Below are 26,644 nucleotides of genomic sequence, written 5' to 3' on the forward strand. Positions count from 1 at the left end.
GCAGGTGGCACGACGCGGTGTCCTGAAAATGGCGGCTGTCGCGGGAGCGGCGGGTGCCCTTACGCTCGAGGGCGTGACGTTCGCTCACGCCGCCGGCCCGCCGGGGCGCGGCGGTGCCGGCACGACGGAGACGCGCAAGGTGACCGGCAGGCTGCCGGCCGGCGCGCCCGACTTCGTCTTCCTCCCCGTGGAAGTGCCGCGTGGCGTCCGCGAGATCGCGGTCTCGTACACCTACGACCGGCCGCCCGTCCCGCCCGGTGTGCCGGGCAACTCCTGCGACATCGGGATCTTCGACGAGCGCGGCACCGGCCCCGACGGCTTCCGGGGCTGGTCGGGCGGCGCCCGCACGGAGTTCACGGTCGGCGCCGAGCGGGCCACTCCCGGCTATCTGCCCGGGCCGGTCCGGCCGGGTACCTGGCACGTCCTCCTCGGCCCGTACACGGTCGCACCGCAGGGGATGGCATACGAGGTGACCGTGACCCTCCGGTACGGTCCGCCGGGCACGCCGCCGAAGCCGGTGTACCCGCCACGGCGGGCGAAGGGCCGCGGCCGGGCCTGGTACCGGGGCGACGGCCACCTGCACAGCGTCCACTCGGACGGCCTCCGCGCCCCGGCCGACATCGCGGCGGCGGCGCGCGCCGCCGGGCTCGACTGGATCGTCACCACCGAGCACAACACCACCTCCGGCCACGCCGCCTGGCAGGGCCTGTGGGGCGACGACCTGCTGATCCTCACCGGCGAGGAGGTCACCACCCGCAACGGCCACGTCCTGGCCCTGGGCACCGAACCCGGCACCTTCGTCGACTGGCGCTACCGTGCCCGCGACGACGTCTTCGCCCGGCACGCCCGGGCGGTCCGGCGCGCCGGCGGTCTCGTCGTCCCGGCGCACCCGTACGGGACGTGCGTCGGCTGCTCCTGGAAGTTCGGTTACGAGCACGCCGACGCGGTGGAGGTGTGGAACGGCTCGTTCACGCCGGACGACGAGGCGGCCGTCGCCACCTGGGACGCCCTGCTCGTCACCGCCGCCCGGGAGGGCGGCCGGTGGCTGCCGGCCATGGGCAACAGCGACGCCCACCGCGAGCCGCAGCCCGTGGGCCTCCCCCAGACGGTCGTCCTGGCCGACGAACTGTCCCACGACGCCGTGCTGGCGGGCATCCGCGCGGGCCGGAGCTGGATCGCCGAGTCGAAGGCGATCGGCCTGTCCTTCGCCGCCACGACCGGTACCGGCGCCCACGCGGGCATCGGGGAGCGGCTGCCGGCCGACCCCGGCACCGAGGTGACGGTCCGGCTCACGGTCACCGGTGCGCCGACGGGTTGCACGGCGGCGCTCGTGACGGACCAGGGGACGCTGTTGTCCGTACCGCTCCCGCCGGACGGGCGGGTGGAGTGGCGTACGACGCCCGGGCGTTCGGCGTACGTACGGGCCGAGGTACGTCGCCCTGCCACGGCCGCCGGGTCGCCGGGGGCGATGGCGGCGATGACGAATCCGGTGTTTCTGGGTCGAGTTGAGCGTTGAGGGGCGTTGAGACAAACGTTGACAACACCCGAAGGGCGAACAACTCACGTGACACGCAAGGGACGCACGAGACGCGTGTTACTCGTGCGGCTTGCTCCCGCCCCCGACAAGCACCGGACCCCGCCCCACCGGCGGCGATGATCACAGCACGCCCGCCGCGCCCTCCCCGCACCCGGCCTCCGAGGCAAGCGGAACGCGTCGCGCGTCACTCGGCCGGGTGAGTGCAGCGTGTTAGCGTGCACGCCACGTCAAGCGGGCGGCGCCGTCCACCTTTTCCGGAAGAGGCGGCTCCGTGCCGTGCTACGAAGGGGGATCGGTGAACGGCGACCCGTTCGCGGACTTGCATCAGGTCCGGGACCATATTCTGGGCATCCAGCGGCTCATGTCGGACATGCGGGAGCGCATACCGAGCGAGGTGACCGGCAGCGACCCGCAAGGCGCCGTCACCGTACGGCTCTCGGCGGACGGCCTGCCGGAGCGGGTCGCGCTCGTCACCGACTGGCAACGGCGGCAGACGCCGGAGGCCCTGCCCGCCGCCGTCACCGCGGCCTACGAGGCCGCCCTGCGGCAACGGCTGGAGAGCTGGTCGCGGTCGCTGGAGGAGACCGGCTGGGAGCGGCGGGCCGAACAGCTCGACGCGGCCTCGCCGTTCACCGCCGAAGCCCCCAAGGCCGGAGCGGCGGCCGCGGGCGCGACCTTCGCCGGACCGGCGTCCACCGGACCGACGCCCGCGACCGCCCCTCCCGGGATGCCGGAACTCGACCTCCGGTACGTCCTCCCGCGCCCCCTCGACGAGGTGACGGAGGAACTGCTGTCCCTCTTCGACCTCGACGCGATCGCCGGCCCCGCCCCGGCCGAACCCGAGACGTTCACCGGGAAGTCGGCCGGCGGGCAGGTGGCCGTCACCGTGGCCCAAGGGTCGCTCGTCTCCTGCTCCGTCGACCCCGCGTGGGCGGACGGCCGGTCGGCCGTGCGGTTGAACGAGGCCCTCGCCCAGGCCCTGGCCGACGCCCGCGACCGGCTCGTCGCCGACTCCTCGCGCGGGCCGTCCGGGCCTCAGCTCGACGGCCTGTTCAAGGAAGCCATGGCGATCCTCGGCGACCCCGCGCGGTTCACCGGCTGAACACCGGCTCGCCGCAGACCCGCCCGCCGCACACCGGCCGGCCGCACACCAGCCGGCCCGCACACCACCGGAGGCAGCAGCCCATGGGCGACCCCGACCTCAAGGTCATCACCGACGGCATCCGCACCGACGCGCGGATGTGGGACCGGCAGAGCGCCGCGCTCGGCGGCATCCACAACACCGTGGAGGGCCTGCGCATGACCCGCCTGGAAGCCGGTCTGTTCCAAGTCCTCGTATCGGCCTACACGGACGCGGTGAACCAGATCTCCTCCCGGACCGCCGAGGGCCGGGACCGCACGAAGGAGGTCGCGGACGCGCTGGCGGTCAACGCCCGCTCGTACGACGACCACGAAGTGGACACCACGAAGAGCGTCTCCAAGGCGTACTGACCGACGGACCGACGCCGGGGACCACGGCCCGCGCAACGCACAGCACACACCACACAGCGCACACCACACAGCGCACAGGGCACAGGGCACAGGGCACACCACGGCACCACGCCACATCACGGCACCGCGCACCACCACCGCACGGCAGCACAGAGCGACACCACGGCACAGCGCACAGGGGGAATCGTGGCATTCAACGCCGCGCAGTACACGGCGACCATCGACAAGCTGAACTCCGGCCTGACCAGCCTGACGACGAAGCTCAACCAGGTCGGCCCGAAGGCGGAGTCGACCGCCAGCAAGTGGTACGTGCCCGAGTTCATCGGCAAGGCGCTGATCTGGTGCGCCAACAAGCTCGTCGAACTCGGCAAGTGGATCCTGAACAAGATCGGCGAGCTGCTCAAGGGGGCCGCCGTCCCCGTCACCGCGTTCAAGGACGCCTGGACCTGGCAGCACGACGTGCGCGGACACGCCACCGACGTGGCCGGCAACGTCGCCGCCGACGCGCTCCGGGCCCCCAAGCAGTGGAAGGGCGACGGCGCCACCGCCTACACCGCCGCCGTGAAGCTCCAGCCCACCGCGGCGACGCAGATCGCCACCAGCGCCGACAAGATCGCGACGGCGCTCACCCTCTGCGCCGTGGCGGGCCTCGCCTTCTATGTGGCCCTCGGCGTCATCCTGGTCAAGTTCATCGCCGCCATCGTCGCCGCCATCGCCGCGCTGGGCTCGGTGGTGTTCTCTTGGGCCGGCGCGGCCATCGTCGTGGAGGAGGCCGGCGTCAACACCGCCCTCGTCATCACCGCCGTCACCACGCTCGTCGCCGCGCTCGGCGCCCAGGCGCAGCAGATGACGGCCGTGGAGGGCGAGGCGAAGGACAACCGGGCGTTCCCCGGCGGGCAGTGGCCGGTCGCCACGGCCTGATCCGCCTGCGGGCCGTCGAACCGCCGCCGGTCCCGGCGGGCACGCCAAGAGGCCGCCGCCGGACCGGTACCGGACGCCGGACAGGCCACCGCCGGACCGGCACCGGACGTCGCACAGGCCACCGCCGGAGAGGCGCCGGACGTCGGAGAGACCACCGCCGCCGCCGCACGAGACCGGACATCGGAGAGACCACCGCCGCACAGGGCCGGACGCCGGAGAGACCACTTTGGAGAACCGGCTCCGCGCGTCGGTCAGCACAGGAGGCATGCCGCTCATGACCATCCCCCGCCTGGCCCTGTGGTGCGGCGCGGCCGTCGCCTTCGTCCTGGCCGTCCTGGCCTACGCCGGCCGGAACCTCTGGGCGCTCGCCCTCTGCGCCGCGCTCGGGACCGTCCTCGCCGGAGCGGCGGAGGTGTACGCGGACCGCAGGAGGAAGCGGGACTGGTACGCCCGGACCTTCGCCTCCTTCGACGAGCTGCGCGCCGCCGTGGACGTGCCCGCCCTGCGCCGGGTCCGCGACGAGCGGGGCGTGCCCGAGGCGGTGCGGGCGCTCCGGAGCACGTACCCGTCGCTGCCGCTTGCGGTGGCGGCGAAGCTGGTCAGAACGTTGTGAGCAGACCCCGGCCGGGGCTCAGGACGTCCGCCGGGCACGGGTGGCGCGCGGGAGGCGGAGGAAGCCGCGCAGCCACAGCACGGCCAGGGCCACCGGCAGGGCGACGGCGGGCACGGGCCAGGGCAGGGCGCCGAACGCCGCCAGGGCGCAGCAGGCGGGGAGGGCCGTGAGGAGGAGCGGGAGCAGCGGGGTCAGGGCGCGGGCGGCACGGGCGCGGGCGGTCATGTGCGAAGTCCTTTCTCTCGCGGTGGGGTTGACGTCCTCGTGGCGATGCGCGTTCAGCCGGCGCCCGCCCGGCGGGCCGCGTCCAGGTAGGCGGAGAGGTCGCGCCAGTCGTCCGCCGGGGCGTCGGGAGTGCCGGAGAGGGCGGCGGGGTCCTCGTCCCACGCCTTCCGCACCGCCGCCGAGGTCTTCCGGTCGCCGCCGGTGAACAGCGTGCCCAGTTCGTCCATCCGGGCCGCCAGCCGCCGTACCCGCGGGTCGCCGGGCGGCACGCCGTCCGTGCGCAGCCATTCCGCCCGGCGGTAGAGCTCGGGCCACTCGACCTCCAGGAGGTAGGGCGCGGCGGGACCGAGTGCGGCGCCGCGGGCGCGCAGCGCCCCGACGGCGTCGGCGTCCAGGTGGCGGCGCAGCTCGCGCTCGCCGTGGGCGGCGACACCGCCCGTCGCGCGCAGGGCGTCGAGCAGCGGGGCGATCGTGGAGGGGGCGGGGAGCGGGTTGGGTGCGGCCGGGGCGGGGCGGGGAGCGGGTTCGGGTGCGGCCGGGGTGGGGGCGGGCCGGGCGGCCGGTTCGGGCGCGGTCCCGGCCGCGTCCGAAGCAGCCTCATCGGGCGGCCCCGCATCCGTTCCACCGGCCGAGCGCCCACCCGCCCCAGCAGCCGAGCTCCCGCCCACCCCACCGGTCGAGCGCCCACCCGCCCCACCGGCGGAGCTCCCACTCGCCCCACCCGACGGCTCCGGCCCGTCCGCCCCGTCCAGCGCGTCCCGCAGCCGGACGAGCCGGTCCCGCAGGGTGCCGAGGCGGGTGAGCGACGCCTCCACCTCGGCCAAGTGGTCGCGGACGACGCGGGCGGGGTCGACGCCGGAGCCGAGGCAGAGTCCGATGGTCTCCAGGCCGAGTCCCAGCCCGCGCAGCGCGAGCACCTGGTACAGCCGGACGACGTCGGCCTCCGTGTACTCCCGGTGCCCGCCGGCGGTACGCCGGGACGGGCTGAGCAGCCCGATGTCGTCCCAGTGGTGCAGGGTGCGCACGGTCAGTCCGGCGGCCTCGGCCAGCGGGCCCACACGCCAGGTCGTGGAAGCGGTCATGGCACCACGGTGCATCCTCACGCGGCGTGAGGTTCAAGTCGGCCCCGTCCGGGAGACCTCCGCGGCCTCGCCGGCCGCCCTGCCGGAGCCTGACGGAACCTGCCTGGGCCTGTCAGGACCTGTCAGGACCTGTCAGGACCTGTCAGGACCTGTCGCGACTTTTGCGACCTGTTGCGACCAGCCGAGGCCTGTTGCGGCCGCCGGGGCCTGTTGCGACCTGCCGGGGCCTGCCGAACGGGAGAGCCGCGCGCCTCCCCGGCCTGGCGGATCCGCCGATCGGCAGATGGTGGCGCCGCCGCGCCGCCGGAAGAGTGGTGATCACCAGCGAGGGACCGGCCGGGCCGGGACGAGGGGAGTTCACCATGTGGGGCAGCAGAGGACGCGGGCACGGCGGGGGATCCCGGCACGGCGGTACCGCGGGCCGGCGGCGCGGGACGGTGGCGGCGGCGCTCGCGGTGGCCGCGGCCTGCGCCGCAGTCTCCGGCCTCGGCCCCACCGCCACGGCCACCGCGTCCGGCTCCCCGACGGCCGGGACCGCCGCCACGGCGGCCAAACCCTCCCCGACGGCCCGCGTGACCGGATCGGCGCGCATCGACTTCTCCTACGCGCCCCGGGACGTCATCCGCTTCTCGGTCGACGCGCGGGCCGTGCCGTTCAGCCGCCCGCTGCCCGGACCCGACCTGCGGCACGGCCTGCCGACCGACGCGCGCGGCACGGTCACCTGGTCGCACTGGCGTGCCGACAACCACGAGACCCGCCGGGCCGAGGCCTCCGTGGACTGCCTGGTCACGGGCGGGGACACGGCGACGTTCACCGCCGTCGTCACCAAGTCCGCCGACCGCTCGGAGATCGGCAAGCGGTACGGGTTCAGCGCCAGGACCGGAGGGCCCGGCAAGGGGCGGTTCGGCTTCCACTGGCCGGTGAGCAACGTGGACGTCGTCAAGGGCGTTCCCGTCGCGGCACGCGTCGGTACCTGCATGGCGCCCGCCCCGTTCACACCCGTGAAGTCGGGCGGCTTCACCGTCCGCCACACGGAACTGCCCCCGCTGCCCCCGCCGGACAACGGGCGGGAGCGGGGCTGAGACCACCGCCCGGTCCCGGATCCGCGCACCTGACGCGACGGACCGGCAGGACCGGTGGACCGGTGGGACCGGCAGGACCGGTGGGACCGGCAGGACCGGGCGGCCGGAGGGCGCGGGACCCGGGGCGCGGAGGGGGAGCCCCGGGCCCGGCGCCACCGCCTTCCACCGAGCCTGCCTGCCGGCAGAGGCAGTCCTGGGCGTCACCCGGCCTTCCGGCGCCACCGCTTCCGGCACCAACGCCCCCGCCGGCGCGGTGGACTGATAACGCGCTCCCGGACACCACCCCCCGCCGGCATCGTCCGGCGGCACGGACAGGTGACGGCGGCGATGCCACCCCTCCGCCCCCACTCGCGACGGTCGATGCCACCCCTCCGCCCCCCACTCGCGACGGTCGCTGTCCCCCGTCCCCCCTCACGCGCGGTCAACGTCTCCCGTCCACCCCCGCTCGCCGGCCGATGTCACCCCTCCGCCCCCGCCACCGCCCGCTCGCCGGTGTCACCCGTCCGGCCCCCACCGCTCGCCGCCCGCCCGCGCCCCGTCTACGGTCGAGACGGCCGGCGGCCCTCGCACGGCAGGCCGCCGCGCCCGCCCGTCCGCCCTCCGTCCGTCCCGTCCGTCTCCCCGGAGCGGCGAGGACGAAGACCCCGAAACCGGAGCCGGAACAGCAACCGGAGCATCAACCGGAATATCAATCGGAACCGGAAAACCCGCATCCGCGCACCAGGAGCCGGGAAGCCGGAACCCGGAAGCGGAAGCCCGAGGACGCGAGGAGAGCGCCATGGCCGGTCTGACGCGGAAGAGCTTCGACGCCCCGGAGGAGGTCCGGCCGTTCGAGGACGGCAAGGGGCGGCTGGAACTGGTCGACCTGACCACCGGACCGGTGGGCCGGGCGATCTTCGAGCCGGGGTGGCGGTGGTCCACCCACGTCGGCCCGATCGCCGGCACCGGCAGTTGCCAGGCGGCGCACACGTCGTACGTCGTGTCGGGCCGCCTCAAGGTCGTGATGGACGACGGGCAGGAGGAGGAGTTCGGCCCCGGCGACGTCATGTCCTGCCCGCCCGGGCACGACGCGTGGGTGGTGGGCGACGAGCCGTGCGTGATCGTCGACTGGCAGGGGTTCGCGGAGTACGCGAAGCGCTGAGGCCACTGCGACTCTCGTCACCCTCCGGCCCCGCCCCCTGGAGCATCCGACGGCGACATCCGGCCGTGTGGCGCACCCGGCGAACGCCCCCGGAACGGCCGGCACCCCCCGCCACGGCGCCCGCCGGCTCCCCGCGCCCCTCGTCCCGGCGGCCCGAGGAGCGCATCCCCCACCCGCGTGACACCCCTCCCCGCCAAGCGAGTTGAGGGCGGTCACCCGCCGCATCTCCCTGCTCACGTCGCTGCCGGCGCGCGTCCCGCCGCCCGTACCACCCCCCGCCGGAGCGGCCGTGGGGCGGACGCCGCACCTCCGCCGGGCCGCCGCGCCGGCCCTCCCGCGCCCCGGCGGCGGCCCGTTCACAGCCTTTGAAGGCCCTGTGGAGAGGGCCGGACCGGTGCTGACGCCGGGGCCCGGGACAGGGCAGACTGGCCGGTGCCACCGAGCAGGACGAGCAGGGGGTCACGATGGCCGGCGACACAGGGCACGGACAGCGACTGCGCTTCGCCGTGCTCGGGCCCGTCCGCGCCTGGCGCGGCGGCGAGGAACTGCGGACCGGTTCGCCCCAGCAACGGGCCCTGCTCGCCGCGCTGCTGCTGCGCGGCGGTCGCACGGCCACCGCCGCCGAGCTCGTGGACGCGCTGTGGGGCGACGATCCACCGCACGCGGCGCTCGCCGCGCTGCGCACGTACGCGTCCCGGCTGCGCAAGGCGTTCGGCCCGGACGCGGACGTCCTCGCCAGTGAGGCGGGCGGGTACGCGCTCCGGGCGGGCGTCGGCTGCCTGGACATCGACTCCGCCGAACGCCTCGCGGCCGAGGCGGAGAAGGCCCGCGCGGCGGGCAACGGCACCCGGGCCCGGGCCCTCATCAACGAGGCCCTGGCCGTCTGGGACGGCGAGCCGCTCGCCCACGTCCCCGGCCCGTACGCCGACACCCAGCGTGCCCGGCTCGAGGAGTGGCGGCTCGGCCTGCTGGAGACCCGCCTCGACCTCGACCTGGAGCTCGGCCACCACGCGGAGGCGGTCTCCGAGCTCACCGCGCTCACCGCCGCGCACCCGCTCCGCGAGCGGCTGCGCGAGCTGCTGATGCTCGCCCTCTACCGCAGCGGCCGGCAGGCCGAGGCACTGGCCGTGTACACCGACACCCGGCGGCTGCTCGACGACGAACTGGGCGTCGAGCCGTGCGCCGAGCTGTCCGACCTCCAGCAGCGCATCCTCCGCGGCGACGCCGACCTCGCGCCCCACCCGTCCGGCGACCGCGCCGGCGCGGGCCCGGCGTTCGTCCGCCCCGCCCAGTTGCCCGCGACCGTCCCTGACTTCACGGGGCGGGACGCGTTCGTCCAGGAGCTCAGCCACCAGTTGGCGACCGCCGAAGGCCGGGTGATGGCGGTGTCCGCGGTGGCCGGCATCGGCGGCGTCGGCAAGACGACGCTCGCCGTGCACGTCGCGCACGCGGCCCGCGACCTCTTCCCCGACGGCCAGTTGTACGTCGACCTGCAGGGCACCGGACCGGTCGTCGCCGAACCCGAGGCCGTACTCGGCGCGTTCCTGCGCGCCCTCGGCATCGCCGACTCCGCGATACCCGAGGGCCTCCAGGAGCGCTCCGCCCTCTTCCGCTCCACCCTCGACGGCCGCCGCGTCCTCACCCTCCTCGACAACGCCCGCGACGCCGCCCAGATCCGCCCGCTGCTCCCGGGCACGGAGGGCTGCGCGGCCCTGGTCACCAGCCGCACCCGCATGGTCGACCTGGCCGGCGCGCACCTGGTCGACCTGGACGTGATGAGCCCCGAGGAAGCCCTGGTCCTCTTCACCCGCATCGTCGGCGGCGAACGCGTCGCCGCCGAGCGCGACGCGGCCATGGACACCGTCGCCGCCTGCGGCTTCCTGCCGCTCGCCATCCGCATCGCGGCGTCCCGCCTCGCCGCCCGCCGCACCTGGACGGTGTCCGTCCTCGCCCGCAAACTCGGCGACGAACGCCGCCGCCTGGACGAACTCCGCGCCGGCGACCTCGCCGTCAAGGCCACCTTCGAACTCGGCTACGGCCAACTCGAACCGGCCCAGGCCCGCGCCTTCCGCCTGCTCGGCCTCCCCGACGGCCCGGACATCTCCCTCCCGGCCGCGGCGGCCGTCCTCGACCTCGACACCGACACCACGGAGGAACTCCTCGAAACCCTCGTCGACGCCTCCCTCCTCGAATCCGCCGCCCCCGGCCGCTACCGCTTCCACGACCTCCTCCGCCTCTACGCCCGCTCCTGCGCCGAACGCGACGAACAGCCCCCGGCGGAACGCGAGGCGGCGATGTCCCGGCTGCTGGACTTCTACCTGTCGACGGCGGCGGGGGTGTACGTCCTGGAGCGGCCGGGGGAGCAGTTACTGAAGCACATGACCCCCACTCGTCACCCGGGCCTGGTGTTCACCGACAGCGAGGCGGCCAGCGACTGGCTGTACGCCGAGGCGCCTTCCCTGCTGGCATGCGCATGGCAGCACGCCGACAGCAGCGGTGACGTGCTGCGCCGCGCGGTCGACCTCCTGCGCGCCGCCAAAGACCTAACCGAGTCGGGAGCGCACTCGCGGCAGTACCGGCAGGTCGCCACCGCCCTGCTGGCGGCGACACAGGCGGCCGGCGACACCCGGGCCGAGGGGCGGGCGCGGACCGTACTGGCCCACGTCCACAGCCTGGCCGGACAGTTCGACGCCGCGGAGGAACAAGCCCGGCACGCCGTCCGGCTGGGTCTCGCCAACGACGATCCGCTGCCCTGCTGCTACGCCTCGAACATCCGCGGCATCGCGGCCTTCTACCAGCATCGGCTGGAGGACGCCGAGCGGTACATCGAGCAGGCCTTGGAATGGTTCCGCAAGGACGGCAACCGGCCCGGTGAGGCCAGCGCCCTGAGCAACCTCTCACGGATACACGCCGACACGGGACGCACCCGCTCGGCCGTCGCGCTCGCCGAGCAGAGCCTGACCATCTACCGGGAGACCAACAGCACCTGGCGCGTCGCGAACTCGCTCTACACCTACGCCCTGATCCTCGCCACCGCGCGCGACCACACGCACGCCCTCCGCGTGTACGAGGAAGCGCTCAGGATCTTCCGCACCCACCGCCAGCGCATGTGGGAGGCCTGGACGCTGTACCGCGTGGCCGAGCTCTACTGCGAGATCGGGGAAGCCGCGCAGGGCGCGTCCCACGCCGAGCAGGCGCTGATCCAGGTGCGGGGCATCGGGGGCGAGTGGCGCCGGGGCAGCATCCTGACGGTGCTCGGCCGGTGCCTCGCCGCGCTGGGACAGCCGGAACGCGCCCGGGCATGCTGGACGGAAGCGCTGTCCGTCTTCAGGCAGCAAGGCGCCCGGACGGAAGCGTCGGAGGTCCATCGGCTGCTCGACTCCGTATCCGCCTGAGGCCCTCGCTTCCTCGGACAGCGGCTGCCGGCTCACCGGTCGAACGACCTTTGAGCTGGCCGTTCATCGATCGTTTATCCGGGTACGGCATGCTTCATTGCATCGATCCGTCGCGTCGGGGGGCAGGCGGGTCGGAGCAAGGCCTCATTCGGGAGACACCCGAAACCGCCCGTCCGGCAGCCCTCGGGGGAGTTGCCGGGCGGGCTGTTCAGTCCTCCGTCGCACCGTACGACTCGCATCCACAACGGAGTTGAGAACCATGAACGAACAGAACAACCTCGCGCCCGTCACGCCCGCCCCACAGGACGAGCAGGCAACCGGCCCGGCCGCCATGTCCGCGCCCGTCACCGCCAAGGGGGACAAGGGCAAGGTTGCGCCGGTCGTCGTGCAGGACGAGCACATCGGTTCCGAGCCCGTCTGAGTCCGGCCTGTGACACAGCGCCGGACCCGGGCATCCGGTCGGCCGGCACAGGGGTTCCCACTCCGAAGGGGACGGAACCCCCACTCCTGAAAGAAATCGGGTCTGCGGCTCCTCGGGGGACAAGGGGGAGCCGCGGCCACGGCCGAGGAGCCGGTGTCGACGGCGCGGAGGGGGCCCCGTCGGCGACCGGCTCCCGGTCCGGGCGGGTCGGCGACCTGACACCGCCCCCCCCCAGGCGACGCGGGCCCTGCCCGCTGTCGTAATTCCCACCACACCACAGGAGCCACGATGACCCGATCCCTACCGCACCGCCTCCGTGCGGCCGCGATCGTCCTCACGGTCGCGGGTGCCCTCAGCGCGATGGGGACGCTCACCGCCTCAGCCGACGAGCACATAGCCAGCACGACGAGCGTCGGATACGGGTGGATGGCGAAGTCCGGCGACGTCCCGCAGGGCGAGCAGCCGGGAAACAGCGGGGCCTGAACCGGCCCCGTCACTTCCGCCGGCCGGGTTGTCCGATGTCGTCGTGTACGCCCTGCGACCGCTGGTCCGACAGGGAAGCCGCCTCCGCGCGGCAGGCACGTGCCCGCCCGGGGTGCCCCATTCGGTCCAGGGCGTCGGCCAAGAGGAGAAGCAGTTCTTCTTCCGTCCGGTCGACGCCCAGGGACCTCACCAAGGACAGGGCCAGCTCCGCATCGCGCGCGGCCTGCGCGGGCAGCCCGTCGGCGAGGTGGACCTGGGCCAGGCGCCAAAGAGACCAGGCCTGCCAGCGGGTCTTCCGGCAGTCCCGGAAAATCTCCAGGGCATGGCTGTAGTCCCGGACGGCCTCTTGGTACCGGCCGAGCTCCGCCAGCGCACGGCCGCGCGTGTAAAAGCTGTTCGCCCGACGCCACGAGGGACTTCCCGGCTCACTGTGAATGGCCAGAGCCTGCTCGGCGAGGACCAACGCACGGGCACCGTCTCCGTATTTCGCATCGTTCATCGCGAGATTGTTGAGCACACTCGCCTCGCCGGGGCGGTCCCCCTCCGCCCGGAATGCCTCCAAGGCCGTCGAGAACCATCGCGTGGTCTCCTTCGGGTCCCCCTGGTAAAGGCTGATGATGCCGCGCACATTCGCCCCGCGGGACCGGGTCAGCATGTCGTTCTCCGACAGGGACAAGGCAATGGTCCGGTCCGCGTGTTCCACCGCGGCGACGAGGTCGCCCACCACGGCGAAATGCCCCGCCAGCACCAGGTGTGCCCGCCCCTCGGCGAAAACGTCCCGCTCCGCGAGGGCGGATTCCAGCGCCACCGTGGCCGTGTCCAGGTAATCGCGCTGCCCTGGCCCGGACTCGGATATGTCCCGCGCCGTGTACAACAGATCGACCGCTCTCCTCAGAGTGTCCCCCCGGGCCCGCGACCGGACGCAGGCCAGGACGCAGTCCGTCTCGGTGACGAGCCATTCGGCCGCGGTCGTCATGTCCGTGGGCGCGGAGTCGGGGACCGGAACCGCGGTCACGTGGTCCGCCAGGCGGTCGCCCGGCCGTCCCAGCAGGTACCCGTGCAGGACCATCCCCTGGTAGAAGTCCAGCAGGCGGGAGAGGGCCGCCTCGCGGTCGGCGGCCGTTTCGTCCTGCTCGGCGCGGGTCCGGGCGTAGAGCCGTACCAGGTCGTGGAAGTGGTACCGCCCGGCCTTGACGGACACCAGGAGGGAAGCGTCCACGAGGGACTCCAGCAAGCGTTCCACGACGTGTGGCCGTTCTCCCAGCAGGGCCGCGGCCGCGTCGAGGGAGATGTCCGGGCCCTCGGCCAGGGAGAGCAGGCGGAAGGCGCGGGCCTGGGCCGGGTCGAGGTGGCCGTATCCCATGTGGAAGGCGGCGGTCACCGTCAGCTCGCCCACGTGCAGTTCGTCCAGCCGGCGGTGTTCGTCGCGCAGGCGGCTGGCGAGGGTGCCGATGTCCCAGCCGGAGCGGGCCACCAGCCGGGAAGCGGCGATGCGCAGGGCGAGCGGCAGCCGGCCGCAGGCCGCGACCACCTCTCGCGCGGCGTCGCGCTCCGCCGCTGCCCGCTCCTCGCCGACGACGCGCGCGAAGAGGTCGAACGCCTCGTCACCCGGCATGAGGTCCAGGTCGACGAGGTGCGCGTCCTCCAGGTCGACGAGCCGGGCACGGCTGGTCACGAGCACCGCGCTCCCCTCGCCGGTCGGCAGCAGCGGCCGCACCTGGGCGGCGTCCCGGGCGTTGTCGAGGACGACCAGCACGCGCCGCCGGGCCAGCAGGGACCGGTAGAGGGCCGTCCGCTCCTCGGTGCCGCCGGGGACTGCCGCGTCAGGTGTCCCCAGGGCGCGGAGGAAGACCCCGAGCACCGTGTGGGGGTCCGCCGGCTCGTTCCCGGCGCCACGGAGATCGACGTGGAGCTGCCCGTCGGGAAAACGGTCCCGTACGCCCCGCGCGGCGTAGAGCGCCAACGTCGTCTTCCCGACGCCTCCGACGCCGGAGACGACACACACGCCGGTCCTGTCCGCGGCCGTCAGATGGGTCGTGATCTCGGCCGCCACCGCTTCACGGCCGGTGAAGTGGGCGGTGACGGACGGGAGCTGGCAGGGCCGGACATGCGGTACGCCGTCGGCGGTTTCCCTGGGTCCGGCAGTGGTCAGCCGGGGGTCGGCGGCCAGCACGCGGCGGTGCAGCTCCGCCAGCTCCGGCCCCGGCTCGACGCCGAGGTGCCCGACGAGGAAGCGCCGGGCGTCGGAGAAGACCGCCAACGCCTCGCCCCTGCGGCCGCTGCGGTGCAGGGCGAGCATCAGCAGCTCGCGGAGACGCTCGCGGTACGGGTGTTCCGCCACGAGGAGTGTCAGCTCGGGGACGGTGTCGGCGCACCGGTCCGAACCGACGTCCAGTTCCAGGCGGGCCTCCAGGAGACCGAGCCGCCACTCCTCCAGCCGGCCGCGCTGGGCCTCGGCGTACGGGCCGGGCACGCCCGCCAGCGTCTCGCCCGTCCATGCGGACAGGGCGGTGGCGTACAACTCGCGGGCCTCGGCGGGCGATCCGGCCCGGTACGCGCGCTGGGCGGCGGCGGCCGCCTCCTCGGCGCGGTGGAGGTCGACGAGTCCTCGGCGGACGGGGAGCGCGTAGCCGCCCGAGTCGCTCAGCAGCACGGATCTGCCGCCCAGGACCTTGCGGAGTCCCGACGCGTGGGTCCGCAGGGCCGCGATGGCGGACGGAGGCGGGTGCGCGCCCCAGAGATCCCCGACGAGCTGCGCCGGAGTGGCGCCGCGGCCGTCCCGCAGCAGGAGCGCGGCCAGCAGGGCGCACCGCTGCGGCGGGCCGACGGGCGCCCACTCGGCTCCCCGCCGGTAACGGACCGGGCCGAGCACCGTCAGCAGGGGCCCGTCCTCCGGCCTGTCCCTCCGGCAGTCCCCCCGGGCGTCCTTCGAGCCATACGCCGTGCCATCGGCCGCGAGCAGCGCCCGGGAATCGTGCGGCGCCGCGGACGAGGCGGTATCGCCCCCTCGTACGGCTCCGGCGTACAGTGCTCTCGCTCTCCGCCACAGTCTGTCCCTGGCCCGGGTATCGGGCACCATGTCGTCGAGCACCTTCCGCAGGAGCGGGAGGGGAATCGTCCGCGCCCCCGAACGGTACTCGCTCCACGCGGTCTTACCGGGCGCGTACCGGGCCGCTAATTGGCGGACGGTCAGGTTTGCCGTCACTGTCCTTAACAGTGCGGCGAGTTCATTGGCTTCCGCGCTCCTCCCCTTCGCACCTTCCTGCGGACGCCCGGGTTTTCCCACTTTCCGCCTCCCTTGGGGCGACTCTCCTGGGGCATGTGTGCATTGTCCGCCAATCAAGCCGCGCTGACGTGCGAACGAACGGAAACGCGGTGGCGGACAAACGCCGTTCGGGCGAGAGTCCTGCTCGTCCGTCCACCGAAGTGGAAAGGAGCTACGCCGTGCGGTACTCCACGGAGCACTTCCCGGCCGACGCCACGGTGTTCGCCATTCTGCTCACCCTCTGTTCCAGGGCGAGCGGAGGCCGGCGCCGTACCCTCAGGACGTTGCGCCGGGCCCCGCGATGGTTATGAACCGCACCGTACTACTGGCTTGTTGACGTTTCTCTCTCATTTTGCGGACGGTCCCGGACTCAGGCGCCCCGGGGCCACCGGTAACCGGCTCGGAGACATACCGAGCCACCCATTTGCTCGCCATCGCCCCATACGCGTACGGTCGCGCACCGCACCCGAGCGCTCCGGGCGGCACCTCCCGCCCGGAGCGCGCATCACGCGCCCGCTCGGACCCACCGCTTCCCCGCGGTCCGAGTGGCTCCCCGCCGACGGCCGTCGACGGGGGTTCCACCGGCCGCGCCGGACCGCCGCGCAGGCCGCGCCGGCGCGGCCCTCACCTCACCGCGGGATCACCGCCGGATCACCACGGACTCCGCCGCCTCACCGCGGGATCACCGCCGGATCACCACGGGATCACCGCCGCGCCTGTCCCGTCCCCTTCGCCGCGTCCAGGGCGTACACGCAGCGGTCCTTGCTGCACGCGTAGACCACGCCGCCGGACGCCAGCGGGGTGCCGGTGATCTCGCCGCCGGTGGCGAGTTTCCAGCGGAGTTGGCCGCCGGTGGCGTCGAGGGCGTAGAGGCAGTGGTCGGCGGAGCCGAAGTGGACGCGGCCGTCGGCGACGACGGGGGAGCCGACGATGTCGCCGCCGGCGGCGAAGCGCCAGCGGGGGGTGCCGGTGACGGCGTCGAGGGTGTAGAGGGCGCCGCCGCTGCCGAGGTGGACCAGGCCGTTGGAGACGAGCACGGGCTCGGTGGACTGGCGGGCCTCGGTGGCGATGCGCCAGCGCTCCTGTCCGCCGGCGGCGTCGAGGGCGTAGACGGTGCCGAGGTAGTCGGCCGCGTAGACGCCGCCGTTGCCGACGGCGGGCGGGCTGAGGAAGACCGCGGGGGCCTCGAAGCGCCAGCGGACGTCGCCGCGGGCGGTGTCGAGGGCGAGCAGGCGGGTGCCGGCGGCGACGTAGACGACGCCGTCGGGGGCGGCGTGCAGGCGGACGGGGACGCCGCCGCAGGAACCGGTGTCACCGACCGGGTAGGACCAGCGCTCGGTGCCGGAGCGGGCGTCGAGGGCGCGCAGCCGGGCGTCGGACCAGAGGAAGACCGTGCCGTCCTGGACGACCGGTCCGCAGTCGGGGGTCTCGAAGTCGGTCTGGAGGCCGGCGGTCTCCCAGAGGAGTTCGCCGGTGGCCGCCTCCCACGCCTGGGCGCCGCCGCCGCGGGTGCCGGTGACGACCGTGCCGCGGTCGACGCCGAGCGAGTACACCCAGCCGTCGGTGGACAGCCGCCAGCGCTCACCGCCGTCGGCGGCGTCGAGGGCGTAGAGGGTCGGGCCGTCGGAGGCGTGTATGCGTCCGTCGGCGAGGGCCATGGCCCAGGCGACGTCGCGGGTCTTGAACTGCCGCCGCCCGCTGGCCACGTCGAGCGCGTGGACCTCGAAGGAGGTGACGTAGACCAGGTCGCCGGCGACGACCGGCGTGCCCCAGACGTCGTTGGACATCCGGAACCGCCAGGGGCGCCAACGGGCCGGATCCACGGTCGAGTTGGGGGCCGGCTCGGGCACCACCGGAGCGACGGGCGCCACGGGGGCCGTCGTGCCGCCGGGCGGGCGGACCCAGCCGGTGGCGGGGCCGGCCGCCGAGGGCGCGTACGGCTCGCGGGCGTCGGCGACGCGCGGCCCGGGACCGATCGGCAACTGCGCGCCGGAGAGCCGTACCGAACCGTCGTCCGCGTAGGCGGGCGCGGGCGCGGCGGCGTGCCGGCCCTGCGCCGGTGCGGGGACGGGGGCCGGGGCGGAGGCCACGGCCGACGCCCCGCGCGGGTCGGGCGCGCCGGCGGACCGGGCGTGGTGCGGGCCGGCCGCCCGGGCGTCGCTCCAGCTCGGCGGCGGGGCGGCGCGGGAGGGGTCGTACGGGGGCTCGGCCGGGGGCCGCGCCGGCGGCGGGGCGGCCGAGCGGCCGGCGCGGCCCCGGGCGGGGGGCGCGGCGGGCCGCTGCCCGGCCCGGCGCCGCTCGATGAGCGAGACGGCGTCGGGCGGCAGCCAGGCCGAGGCCGTGCCGCTGTCGTCGCCGCCGGAGGCGAACAGGTGCGGGCCGAGCTGGGTCTGGAGGTCGGCCGGGCTGGGCCGGTGTTCGGCGGCCATCTGCATGCAGGAGTCGATGAGCGGGCGCAGCTCGTCGGGCAAACCGGACAGGTCCGGGCCCTCGCGCAGCAGCATGAAGACCGTCTCGACCGGGTTGGCGCCGTGGAAGGGCGCGTGGCCGGTGGCGGCGAAGACGAGGGTGGAGCCGAGCGAGAAGACGTCGCTGGCGCCGGTGACGCTGCGGGAGTCCCTGGCCTGCTCGGGGGACATGTAGGCGGGCGTGCCGACGGCCACGTTGGTCATGGTCAGCCGGGTGTTGGAGACGCCGGAGGCGATGCCGAAGTCGATGACGCGCGGCCCGTCCTCCACCACCAGCACGTTGGACGGCTTGAGGTCGCGGTGGACGAGGCCGGCGCCGTGGATCGACTGGAGCGCCTCGGCGATGCCGGCCGCCAGCCAGCGCACGGCCTGGGCGGGGAGCGGCCCGCACTCGTTGATGATCTCTTCGAGGGAGGGCGCGGGGACGTACGCGGTGGCCAGCCAGGGCACGGCGGCCCGCGGGTCGGCGTCCACGACGGCGGCCGTGTAGAAGCCGCTGACCGCCCGGGCCGCTTCCACCTCACGGGTGAAGCGGACACGGAAGAGCTGGTCCTCGGCCAGTTCCGTGCGGACCGTCTTGATCGCGACCCGTCGGCCCGACGCCGAGCGGGCGAGATAGACCAGGCCCATGCCGCCGGCCCCGAGCCGGCCGAGCACCTCGAACGGGCCGATCCGTCTCGGGTCGTGCTGTGTGAGCTGCTCCAACTGGCCTGCCACCTCCCCGTGGGGGCTCGAAAGGATTGTTCCGGCCCCGTGCAGCGTCTCACCGCGAATTATCCCGGGGTACGCCTTCTGATTCTCCCTGGCCGGGGCGGTGGTTGCGAACCCGGGTCGTGCTTCGGCGTGTCCATGCCGAAAGCGGAAGTTCCGCCCCCGCACCGGGGGACTTTCCCGGCCGTCACAGCAGGCTGTTCAGCCTCATCCCGCACAGAAGCAACAGACGTTCCGCCGGCCCGTTCGCGCGCGCCCCGGGCGGCCGGAGCCCCTGCTCAGCCCTCCCCCGCCCCCGCCCCCGCGGCCAGCGGGTCGACGACGGCGAAGTCCGCCCCTTGGTCGTCCGTCAGCACCGCGAACCGCCCGTACGGGGAGTCCCGCGCCTCCCGCCGAATCCGGCCGCCGAGCCGCCGGGCCGTACGGCACGCCTCGTCGCAGTCGGCGACGACGAAGTAGACGAGAAAGTGGGCGGGCATCGCCGCCGGGAAGGACGTCTCGTCCATGACGGCCCGTCCGCCGACCGCGTTCTCCGGTGCGAGCGGCTCCCCGGCGGGCGTCCATACGGCGTAGTCGAACCCGGCGCCCTCCCCTGACTCCCCCGGCTCCCCCGGTTCCCCCAGGTCGTGCGCCGTGAGCGCGAAGACCCGCTCGTAGAAGGCGTCGACGGCCTCCGGCCGCCGCGTGTACACCTCCGCCCAGCCGTACGCGCCGGGGGTTCCGCGCTTGCCGAACCCCCGGTGCGCGGCGGCCTGCCAGACCCCGAACACGGCCCCGCCCGGGTCGGCGGCGAGCAGCAGCGTCCCGTGTCCGTCCACCCGGGCGGGGCCGGTGACGATCTGTCCGCCCGCCGCCCGGATCCCGTCGGCGGTGGCCCCGGCGTCGGGCGAGGAGAAGTAGACGCACCAGGCCGTCGGCATCCGCCCGTCCGGCTTGGGCGCGAGGGCCGCGACCTCCGCGCCCTCGTGCAGGGCCCGGACGTACGTCCCCCGCTCGGCGTCGCCCTCCTCGAAGGTCCAGCCGAAGAGGCCACCGTAAAAGCGTTTGCCCGCCTCGACGTCGGGCAGGGCCGCGTCCGCCCAGCACGGCGTGGTCCGCGGGGCTCCGTCCGTCGCTGCGCCCATGGCGCCCGCTCCCTTCGTTCCGCACCGCACCGGTCCGGCCCGCGCGGGCCGGCCGACCGCGCGGGGTGTCGCACCGGCCACGGTAGCGACGGACGCCCGGTCCCGCGCGGTCGCCGGACGACCCCGGACGTCCCCGGGCACCCCCGGACGGACCAGCGGGCCAGCCCGGACCGCCGGCCCTGCCCGTCGGAACCGGCCGCTCCGGACGGGCCGCACCCCGGCCCGGCGCGGGCTCGGCGCGAGCCGGGAGCGGGTCCGGAGCGCACTCGTCACGGCCTCGCGAGCGGCTCGGCGGAAGATCCGCCGACGCGTCCGTCCGGGGTGCCGCGCCGTCCCCCGCCGGACCCGTCCCCACAGGTGGATCCGCGACTTGTCGATAAGACAATTCACCGGTACGGGCCAATCCGCGAACGTCCGGAAATTGCCCCCGGGAAACCCCTCTGACCTGCTTATCCACCCCTATTCGCACCCCCGCCCCCATTTGCATGCGACCGAATCGCGCTCCGATCACCCCTCGGTAAGCTGACGGCATGACAGGACAAGTACGCACCGTCGACGGCCGGGTGGCCGGCCGCCGAGGACAGGCGACGCGACAGAAGCTGCTCGACTGCCTCGGGGAAATGCTCAGCTCCCACCCCTATCGCGACGTCAAGGTCATCGACGTCGCCCGGCGGGCCGGCACCTCGCCCGCGACCTTCTACCAGTACTTCCCGGACGTCGAAGGCGCCGTTCTGGAACTCGCCGAGGAAGTGGCGAAGGAAGGGACGAGCCTGCGGGAACTCGTCGCCGGCCGTTCCTGGGTGGGCAAGGCGGGCCGCCAGGCAGCCGAGGAACTGGTGGACGGATTCCTCGTCTTCTGGCGGCGGAACGACGCGATCCTGCGCGTGATCGACCTGGGCGCGGCCGAGGGGGACAAGCGGTTCGCCAAGATCCGCATGCGGATCCTCAACGCCGTGACCGACTCCCTCACGGAATCCGTGAAGGAACTCCAGGCCAAGAACAAGGTGGACAAGGACGTCAGCGCCGCCGCCGTGGCCGGTTCGCTGGTCGTGATGCTGGCGGGCGTCGCCTCCCACCAGAAGGGCTTCCAGGGCTGGGGCGTCAAGCAGGCCGACCTCAAGCCGAACCTGGCGCTCCTGGTGCACCTGGGCATCACCGGCAAGAAGCCCGCGCGGTAGGCCGCGCGGCACACACCCGTCCTGTCAGCAACGGCGGCGGGTCACCGGGGGCACCGACAGCCCGCCCGGTGACCCGCCGTTCGCGCGTTCGGGGCCGGTCCGGTGAAAGCGCGGGTGAAGTCCGGTACGAGGCGGGCCCCGCCCGGCGACGGCCTCGGCCCTGCAAAGACCCCTGCCCGACGAAAACCCGACGAAGACCCCTGCCCGCCCGAAACCCCTGGGCCCCGGAGTCCCTGGAGCCCCCCCCCGGCACGTCAGCCCTTGGTTCCCGAGCCGCGCAGCTTCTTCAGCATGTAGCGCTTGCCCGACCCCTGCTTGCCGATCTCGTGGTAGATCCGCGGCTCCTTCGCCGTGCCGCCGACGCTCCAGTTCTTCTCGTACCGCCCGCAGGCGTCGAACCGCAGCCCGACGCCGACGACCCTGCCGCCTTCCTTGACCGGCGTCCAACTGCCGGACGCCTTGCAGTCCTGGATCCGGTCGTGCCCCATGCCGTCCCACTCGAACTTGTCGAGCCCGTCGGCGACCGCGCTGCCGTCCCGCTCCAGCCTGACCACGCCGCCCCGGCCGTCGTTCCAGACGCCCGCGATGTCGGAGCGGTGGAGTTTCGGCGGCTGGTAGACGGTGGCGAGCCCCGTCCCGTACGCGGTCGCGCCGACCGCGCCGACGAGCAGCCACGCCAGGGCGCCGTTCCTGACCACCCGCCGGGCCACGCTCCCGGGACGGTCCTCCCGCACCCGGCGCGCGGCGCGGCGCGCCGCGAGGACCGGCGGCAGCAGGACGACGGTGAGCGCGCCCCACCAGATCAGGTACGTGAGAGGGTGGGCCGGCGCGAGGGCGCCGAGCGCCGCCACCGCGCCGAAGACGAATACCAGTCCGGCGGCCACCGCCGGCACCGCGCCGACCGTCCACCAGCGGCCCTCGGGCCGGCCCGCGCGCGCGGCCGCGCGGCGGGAGAGCTCCAGTGCGGGCATCACGGCCGCGGCCGTGACGAATCCGCTGAGCAGCACGGTGAGCAGCAGCGCGCCGAGCGCCACGGCGACGGCCAGGGCGGGGGCGGTGGGCAGGCCCTGGTGCTCCCGCGACAGCAGGACGAGCACCCCGGCGCTGGCCGCGACGACGACCTCGGCGCAGAGCGTGGCCATCGAGGCGCAGAAGGCGGCGCCGAAGCCGTCCGGATGACGCGGCGCACGCGGCCGGTCCGCACCGTCCGTCCCGCCCGCCCCGCCCGTCGGAACCGTCCCGTCCGCCCCTGTGGAGTCGTCGGGTGCGGCCGTCGGCGCCTCGTCCGGTATCGAGCCCGGCTCAGCTTGCTGTGTCATATCCGCCCCTCTCTCCAAGAAAGATTCCCCCGGAGGCCGGGAGGTTCCGTGGCGAAAGGCCGGAGTGACGTGATCGACCAGGGAATCGTTCCGCCCGGAAGGACCGCACCGGGGTCCCTCCGGACGGCAATCCGCCCGAATCTGTGACGCACTTCACCGAGGGGGGTTTGGACGGGCGGTTACGGGCCATCCGTGGGACGAGCCGGCGGCGGCGCATCGATGCGCACCCCGAGCACGGCACCGCACGCCGCCGCCGCCCAGCTCCGGCGCCCGAGCCCTGCCGTCGCGCCGGACCGCGACCCGTACTCGCCAAGTCGTCCGGGGTCACCTGGACGTCTCGACGTCCCCTCGCAACGAATCGCTTCATCCAAGGGTGATCAGGTGAACACTTCCCGTCAACACCTGGTCTGGACTTTGCCTCCTACGCCCCATTTGTGATGGCGTGTTGTGGCTCGAAAACGCCGTTCCAACGCGTCAGCGTCCGCACCGGGACGGATGAGGCGGGAGGCGCGGGCGGGACGGCCCCGCTGTCGATCTCGCACCAGATGCGCTTGCCCGAGCCTTCCCGCTGCCAGCCCCAGCGGTCCGCCAGGCCGTCCACCAGCTCCAGGCCCCGGCCGCCCGTCTCGTCCCCCCTGGCGCACCGGCGGCGCGGCGGCCGGGCGCTGATGTCGGCGACCTCGACGCGGACCGTGCCGGTCCCGCCCCCCGCCGCCGGGCCCGCGGCGCCGGGGAAGAACATCCGCAGCACGGCCGGACAGCCCGTGTGCACCACGGCGTTGGTCACCAGCTCGGAGATCAGCAGGATCAGCGTCTCGGCCAGCGGCTCGTCGACCCCTATCCCGGACCCCGCCAGCCGCGACCGCGCCCATCTTCGGGCCCGCCCCACCTCCGCGGGGTCGACCCCGACCTCCATCTGCATTTGAAGCACCTGCACCGCTCACACCATCCGAACCGGCGGACACAACGCCTCGCGTCTCCAGGGTTTCACGCAGAGTGACTCCCTTCCCGCACAGCATGGTTGACCCACAGTTACCCCAACAACCACTTCAGGGATATTCCGACGCAAAGGAGTATCTGCGCCACAAGCTGTGCGAAGCACACTGCGTGGACTCGAACACGGGGGAATCGCGACCTCCATGCCGATACGAGCACCGGACATTCAAGGGAGAGTACCCGAGGCGAACCCTACTCCGATGCGTGACGACTTCCACGCAGAACACAACTCGATATCAACACAGCGTGATCATTCCAAACCCGTCACCCGGGTATTTCCGCTTCCCGATTACGGTACGCATTTCGGTCGCTCAGAATTTCGCCCGAGCGAATTTCCGGAGGGTTACCACCCGTGTTCGGCCCATGGCCCCTTCCGCGCGGATCCGCGCCTTCCGAGGACGGGTGGGCGACCTGGCCGACGTTCGATTCCCTCACCGCCGGAGCACCGCCGGGTCCGGCCCGGAACCGTCCCGCCGGCCGGTCGGCGGCCTTGGCTTTCGCCCACGCGAAATCCGCTGCGCGCTACGGGGTGTGACGCCAGGTCAGCTCGTACCCGCACGGTACGTGGCGGTCGCCTGGTCGAAGAAGCTGTCCACCGAGCGCTGCCCGTCCATCGGCCCCAGCACCTGGAGCACGTGGTAGCGCCCGTCGAGGATGACGGCCGAGTTGCGGACGTACACCTGACGCCCGCTGTCGTCGTTCCAGTTGAACGTGCCCTCGGCGCCGGCCCTCCGCCCCACGTCCACCCGCCGCAGCCCGGAGGAACCGGACCAGGAGGAGGACCGGAAGGCGGCCAGCTCGGGCTCTTTCTCCTGCTGGTAGGCCATCGGATCGGCGCCGAACTCGGACACCTTGTCCCGGCCCGGCACCACGATGAGCTCGAAGTCCCCGCCGGCGTAGACGACCTGGCCGCGCTCGTTGTCCCCCCGGCGCTGCCACTCCCGGGCCACGGCCACCGTGAAGCCCTTGGGGTCGCGGCGCAGCGTGAAGCCCTTGGCCACGCCGCCGGCCTCGGCGGTCGCCTCGTCCTCGCGGGGCCCGCCCGAGCGGCCGGCCGTGCCGCCGGCGCCGGGCCCCGCGCTCAGCGCGTCCGCCGTCCGCCGCGTCCCCTGCCCGGCGCCCGCGCTCTCCGAAGCGCGCGGCATGAACAGCAGCGCGTAGAGCACCGCGCCGACGAGCAGCAGCAGGACCGCGCCCAGCAGCAGCCGGCCCAGCCGGTGGGCGGGCTGGGCGCCGTAGACGTGCTGCTCCTGGAGGTGTCCCGTGGCGGCGACGCCGCCCGGCACCGGCGGCCGGACCGGCGACCCGCCGCCGGCCCTCTTGTGCCGGCCGTGCGCCACCGGCCCGGTGGCCGCCGCGGCCCCGCGTCCGCGGCGGCGGCGCACCAGTTCGCCGCGCCGGCGGACGATCGGCAGCCGGGCCGTGCCCTTGGCGGCCGGTGCCGCCGCCGGGTCGCCGGGCGCCGGCGGCGGGACGGTGACCGTACGGCTGCCGACGTCCGGCTCCGGGGCGGACCGGATCAGGGAGCGCAGCCAGCCGCGCAGTTCCTCGAAGTCCGGCCGCTCCTCGGGGTCCTTGCGCATCAGGGACTCGACCACCGGGCGCAGTGCGCCGCACTCCTCGGCGTAGGCCGGGGGTTCGGAGCAGACGAGCCGGACGAGTTCGGCGGCGCTCTCCTCGGGGTACGGCGCGTGGCCCTGCACGGCACGGAACAGCAGGGCGCCCAGCGCCCACAGGTCGGCGGCCGGACCCACGGGCGGGGCCAACTGCCAGTCCTCGCGCACCGGCCAGGCCTGTTCGGGCGCCCAGCGCTCGGTGACGGGGCCGACGACGAGCATCCTCGCCTGCCGGGCCCGCTCCGCGGCGAGCGCGCCGGCGGCGTCGGCGGGACGCCCCCAGGCGGCGTGGGCGTCGGAGCCCCTGGGGGCGTCCGAGCCCCCGGCGGCGGAGTCGGAGCTTCCGGTGGCGGGGTCGTCCGCCGCCGTTCCCGGCCGTTCCGGTGCCGGGCCGCCCACCAGCGCGTCGGCGCTCCAGGGCGCGGCGGTGCCGGGGGCCGGGGCGGTACCGCTGGCGGCGCTGCCGCCGCCCCAGGTCGAGGCGCTCGTCGGCGGGCGCCCGGCGCGGGCGGCGGCGAGGGTGCCGGCCCGGTACGCGGCGATGGCGTCGGCGCGCGGCCCCCGCCGGGGCCCGTGCGGGGCGGGGGCCCCACCGCCCGCGAGGCCGTCCCCGGGATGCCCGCCGCCCGCCGTACCGCCCCCGGGACGCCCGCCGCCGGCGAATCCGTCTCCCGGACGCCCGCCACCGGCGAACCCCCCACCGACGGGCCCGCCTCCCGGCCGCCCGCCCGTCGGCGCGCCTCCCGCCGGCCCGTTCGCACCTGGCCGGCCGCCGAGTTCCTCCCGCGGCCTCGCTCCGCCGGCCGTGCCCTCCGTCCCGTCTCCGGCCGGTGCCCCGGCGGCGTCCCGTCCGGCGTCCGCCGCCGGGACCGGGTCGTAGCCGCAGAGCGCCTCCTCCGCCGCGCCCGCCGCCAGGCCGGTCAGGACGGCCCGGCCGTCCTCGCAGATGAGCACCGTACGGGTGGTGATGTTCCGGTGGGTCCAGCCCTGGGCGTGCAGGGCGCGGAGGGCCGTGAGCACGTCGGCCGCGACCTCCGCCGCCCGGTGCGGGGAGAGGGTGCGCTCGGCGAGCACGGCGGCGAGCGGGCGGGCGGGGACCAGCTCGCTGACGATCCAGAGGCTGCCCGCCTCGGCGAAGACGTGGAAGACCTGGTCGAGGCGCGGGTGGTCGGGGATCCGGGCGGCGGCCGTCGCGGCGTCCAGCGCGCGGCGCACCGCCGGGTCCGAGGCCCCGGCGACCGTCCGTCCCGGCGGCCGGCCCCGGCCGGGCCCGCTCGCCCCGCCGGGCGCGGGGGCGCCGGGCCCGGTCTCGACGAGCTCGGCGTCGACCACCTCCGGCAGCGGGATCTGCCGGACCAGGACCTCCTGCCCGCTGTACGTGTCGAACGCCCGCGTCTCGACCAGCTCGAAGGCGTCGGACGGGGGCAACGGCAGGCGATACCGGTCGGCGAGCACCCGGCCCGCGTAGTCGTCCACGACGCCTCCCCTAAGCGCGCGATCCCTGCATCCGACGCCCGACCGACCGCCGTCGGCGGCCGGTTGGCGGGCCGTGCACGGCTGCGTTCCGTCCCCGACC

At 74.6% G+C, this 26,644-nt stretch carries 19 protein-coding genes; 11 read left to right on the forward strand and 8 right to left on the reverse strand.

The genetic code is table 11. The annotated features are described in order from the left end of the window. The first annotated feature begins 28 nt into the window (after window positions 1–28). The 5 genes from ACZ6X9_RS20435 to ACZ6X9_RS20455 all read left to right on the forward strand — a co-directional run bounded on the left by ACZ6X9_RS20435 (window position 29) and on the right by ACZ6X9_RS20455 (window position 4,562). Window positions 29–1,516: a CehA/McbA family metallohydrolase gene (locus ACZ6X9_RS20435; protein ID WP_469779409.1), complete on the forward strand. Its 1,488-nt coding sequence runs from the start codon at window positions 29–31 to the stop codon at window positions 1,514–1,516. A gap of 316 nt (window positions 1,517–1,832) precedes the next feature. Then, entirely contained in the window at window positions 1,833–2,639 is an 807-nt protein-coding gene (locus ACZ6X9_RS20440) for a hypothetical protein (RefSeq protein ID WP_469779410.1), read from the forward strand. A gap of 83 nt (window positions 2,640–2,722) precedes the next feature. Next, window positions 2,723–3,028, forward strand: a complete 306-nt coding sequence (locus ACZ6X9_RS20445; protein ID WP_469779411.1) for a hypothetical protein — start codon at window positions 2,723–2,725, stop codon at window positions 3,026–3,028. A gap of 186 nt (window positions 3,029–3,214) precedes the next feature. Then, window positions 3,215–3,949, forward strand: coding sequence for a hypothetical protein (locus ACZ6X9_RS20450; RefSeq protein WP_469779412.1), 735 nt, complete (start codon window positions 3,215–3,217; stop codon window positions 3,947–3,949). Between the two features lie 274 nt (window positions 3,950–4,223). Further along, complete coding sequence (locus ACZ6X9_RS20455) at window positions 4,224–4,562, forward strand: hypothetical protein (protein WP_469779413.1); 339 nt, start codon at window positions 4,224–4,226, stop codon at window positions 4,560–4,562. A gap of 18 nt (window positions 4,563–4,580) precedes the next feature. Here ACZ6X9_RS20455 and ACZ6X9_RS20460 read toward each other — a convergent pair whose 3' ends face one another. Together ACZ6X9_RS20460 and ACZ6X9_RS20465 are read right to left on the reverse strand one after the other, a co-directional pair. After that, window positions 4,581–4,787: a hypothetical protein gene (locus tag ACZ6X9_RS20460; protein ID WP_469779414.1), complete on the reverse strand. Its 207-nt coding sequence runs from the start codon at window positions 4,785–4,787 to the stop codon at window positions 4,581–4,583. Window positions 4,788–4,840: 53 nt separating this feature from the next. Next, window positions 4,841–5,869 carry a MerR family transcriptional regulator gene (locus tag ACZ6X9_RS20465; RefSeq protein WP_469779415.1) on the reverse strand — a complete coding sequence of 343 codons (1,029 nt, stop codon included), beginning with the start codon at window positions 5,867–5,869 and terminating at the stop codon, window positions 4,841–4,843. A gap of 362 nt (window positions 5,870–6,231) precedes the next feature. Between ACZ6X9_RS20465 and ACZ6X9_RS20470 the strand changes: the two genes are divergently transcribed. The 5 genes from ACZ6X9_RS20470 (at window position 6,232) to ACZ6X9_RS20490 (ending at window position 12,391) form a co-directional block, all read left to right on the forward strand. Beyond that, window positions 6,232–6,951, forward strand: coding sequence for a hypothetical protein (locus tag ACZ6X9_RS20470; RefSeq protein ID WP_469779416.1), 720 nt, complete (start codon window positions 6,232–6,234; stop codon window positions 6,949–6,951). Window positions 6,952–7,729: 778 nt separating this feature from the next. Then, entirely contained in the window at window positions 7,730–8,092 is a 363-nt protein-coding gene (locus ACZ6X9_RS20475) for a cupin domain-containing protein (RefSeq protein ID WP_469779417.1), read from the forward strand. 464 nt (window positions 8,093–8,556) lie between these two features. Further along, a complete protein-coding gene (gene afsR, locus ACZ6X9_RS20480; RefSeq protein WP_469779418.1) occupies window positions 8,557–11,487 on the forward strand; it encodes an SARP-family global regulator AfsR in 2,931 nt (976 codons plus the stop codon). A 259-nt stretch (window positions 11,488–11,746) separates the two neighbouring features. Beyond that, complete coding sequence (locus tag ACZ6X9_RS20485) at window positions 11,747–11,908, forward strand: hypothetical protein (protein WP_469779419.1); 162 nt, start codon at window positions 11,747–11,749, stop codon at window positions 11,906–11,908. Between the two features lie 288 nt (window positions 11,909–12,196). Further along, the gene (locus tag ACZ6X9_RS20490; RefSeq protein WP_469779420.1) at window positions 12,197–12,391 is read left to right on the forward strand and encodes a hypothetical protein; all 195 of its coding nucleotides are present in this window, start codon (window positions 12,197–12,199) and stop codon (window positions 12,389–12,391) included. A 10-nt stretch (window positions 12,392–12,401) separates the two neighbouring features. Here ACZ6X9_RS20490 and ACZ6X9_RS20495 read toward each other — a convergent pair whose 3' ends face one another. The 3 genes from ACZ6X9_RS20495 to ACZ6X9_RS20505 all read right to left on the reverse strand — a co-directional run bounded on the left by ACZ6X9_RS20495 (window position 12,402) and on the right by ACZ6X9_RS20505 (window position 19,959). Further along, complete coding sequence (locus ACZ6X9_RS20495; RefSeq protein ID WP_469779421.1) at window positions 12,402–15,263, reverse strand: AfsR/SARP family transcriptional regulator; 2,862 nt, start codon at window positions 15,261–15,263, stop codon at window positions 12,402–12,404. Between the two features lie 1,097 nt (window positions 15,264–16,360). Next, window positions 16,361–18,829, reverse strand: a complete 2,469-nt coding sequence (gene afsK, locus ACZ6X9_RS20500; protein ID WP_469779422.1) for a protein serine/threonine kinase AfsK — start codon at window positions 18,827–18,829, stop codon at window positions 16,361–16,363. A 284-nt stretch (window positions 18,830–19,113) separates the two neighbouring features. Then, window positions 19,114–19,959 carry a VOC family protein gene (locus ACZ6X9_RS20505; RefSeq protein WP_469779423.1) on the reverse strand — a complete coding sequence of 282 codons (846 nt, stop codon included), beginning with the start codon at window positions 19,957–19,959 and terminating at the stop codon, window positions 19,114–19,116. Window positions 19,960–20,489: 530 nt separating this feature from the next. On the opposite strand from ACZ6X9_RS20505, the gene ACZ6X9_RS20510 reads away from it, so the two are divergent. Next, window positions 20,490–21,137 (forward strand): TetR/AcrR family transcriptional regulator, encoded by a 648-nt coding sequence (locus ACZ6X9_RS20510; protein WP_469779424.1) that lies wholly within the window; start codon window positions 20,490–20,492, stop codon window positions 21,135–21,137. 254 nt (window positions 21,138–21,391) lie between these two features. Here the strand turns inward: ACZ6X9_RS20510 and ACZ6X9_RS20515 are convergent, their stop codons facing one another. The 3 genes from ACZ6X9_RS20515 to ACZ6X9_RS20525 form a co-directional block, all read right to left on the reverse strand. Further along, window positions 21,392–22,456: a hypothetical protein gene (locus ACZ6X9_RS20515; RefSeq protein ID WP_469779425.1), complete on the reverse strand. Its 1,065-nt coding sequence runs from the start codon at window positions 22,454–22,456 to the stop codon at window positions 21,392–21,394. Window positions 22,457–22,877: 421 nt separating this feature from the next. Then, window positions 22,878–23,393 (reverse strand): ATP-binding protein, encoded by a 516-nt coding sequence (locus tag ACZ6X9_RS20520; protein ID WP_469779426.1) that lies wholly within the window; start codon window positions 23,391–23,393, stop codon window positions 22,878–22,880. A 601-nt stretch (window positions 23,394–23,994) separates the two neighbouring features. Then, window positions 23,995–26,544: a protein kinase gene (locus tag ACZ6X9_RS20525; RefSeq protein ID WP_469779427.1), complete on the reverse strand. Its 2,550-nt coding sequence runs from the start codon at window positions 26,542–26,544 to the stop codon at window positions 23,995–23,997. Window positions 26,545–26,644: the final 100 nt, after the last annotated feature.

The sequence above is a fragment of the Streptomyces sp. NPDC052910 genome, from assembly GCF_055585605.1.

Coding starts and splice junctions, on each gene's coding strand:
- ACZ6X9_RS20505 (WP_469779423.1), bottom strand. CDS start 19,959: ATGGGCGCAGCGACGGACGGAGCCCCGCGGACCACGCCGTGCTGGGCG.
- ACZ6X9_RS20515 (WP_469779425.1), bottom strand. CDS start 22,456: ATGACACAGCAAGCTGAGCCGGGCTCGATACCGGACGAGGCGCCGACG.
- ACZ6X9_RS20490 (WP_469779420.1), top strand. CDS start 12,197: ATGACCCGATCCCTACCGCACCGCCTCCGTGCGGCCGCGATCGTCCTC.
- ACZ6X9_RS20475 (WP_469779417.1), top strand. CDS start 7,730: ATGGCCGGTCTGACGCGGAAGAGCTTCGACGCCCCGGAGGAGGTCCGG.
- ACZ6X9_RS20435 (WP_469779409.1), top strand. CDS start 29: ATGGCGGCTGTCGCGGGAGCGGCGGGTGCCCTTACGCTCGAGGGCGTG.
- afsR (WP_469779418.1), top strand. CDS start 8,557: ATGGCCGGCGACACAGGGCACGGACAGCGACTGCGCTTCGCCGTGCTC.
- ACZ6X9_RS20465 (WP_469779415.1), bottom strand. CDS start 5,869: ATGACCGCTTCCACGACCTGGCGTGTGGGCCCGCTGGCCGAGGCCGCC.
- ACZ6X9_RS20455 (WP_469779413.1), top strand. CDS start 4,224: ATGACCATCCCCCGCCTGGCCCTGTGGTGCGGCGCGGCCGTCGCCTTC.
- ACZ6X9_RS20510 (WP_469779424.1), top strand. CDS start 20,490: ATGACAGGACAAGTACGCACCGTCGACGGCCGGGTGGCCGGCCGCCGA.
- ACZ6X9_RS20485 (WP_469779419.1), top strand. CDS start 11,747: ATGAACGAACAGAACAACCTCGCGCCCGTCACGCCCGCCCCACAGGAC.
- ACZ6X9_RS20445 (WP_469779411.1), top strand. CDS start 2,723: ATGGGCGACCCCGACCTCAAGGTCATCACCGACGGCATCCGCACCGAC.
- ACZ6X9_RS20470 (WP_469779416.1), top strand. CDS start 6,232: ATGTGGGGCAGCAGAGGACGCGGGCACGGCGGGGGATCCCGGCACGGC.
- ACZ6X9_RS20460 (WP_469779414.1), bottom strand. CDS start 4,787: ATGACCGCCCGCGCCCGTGCCGCCCGCGCCCTGACCCCGCTGCTCCCG.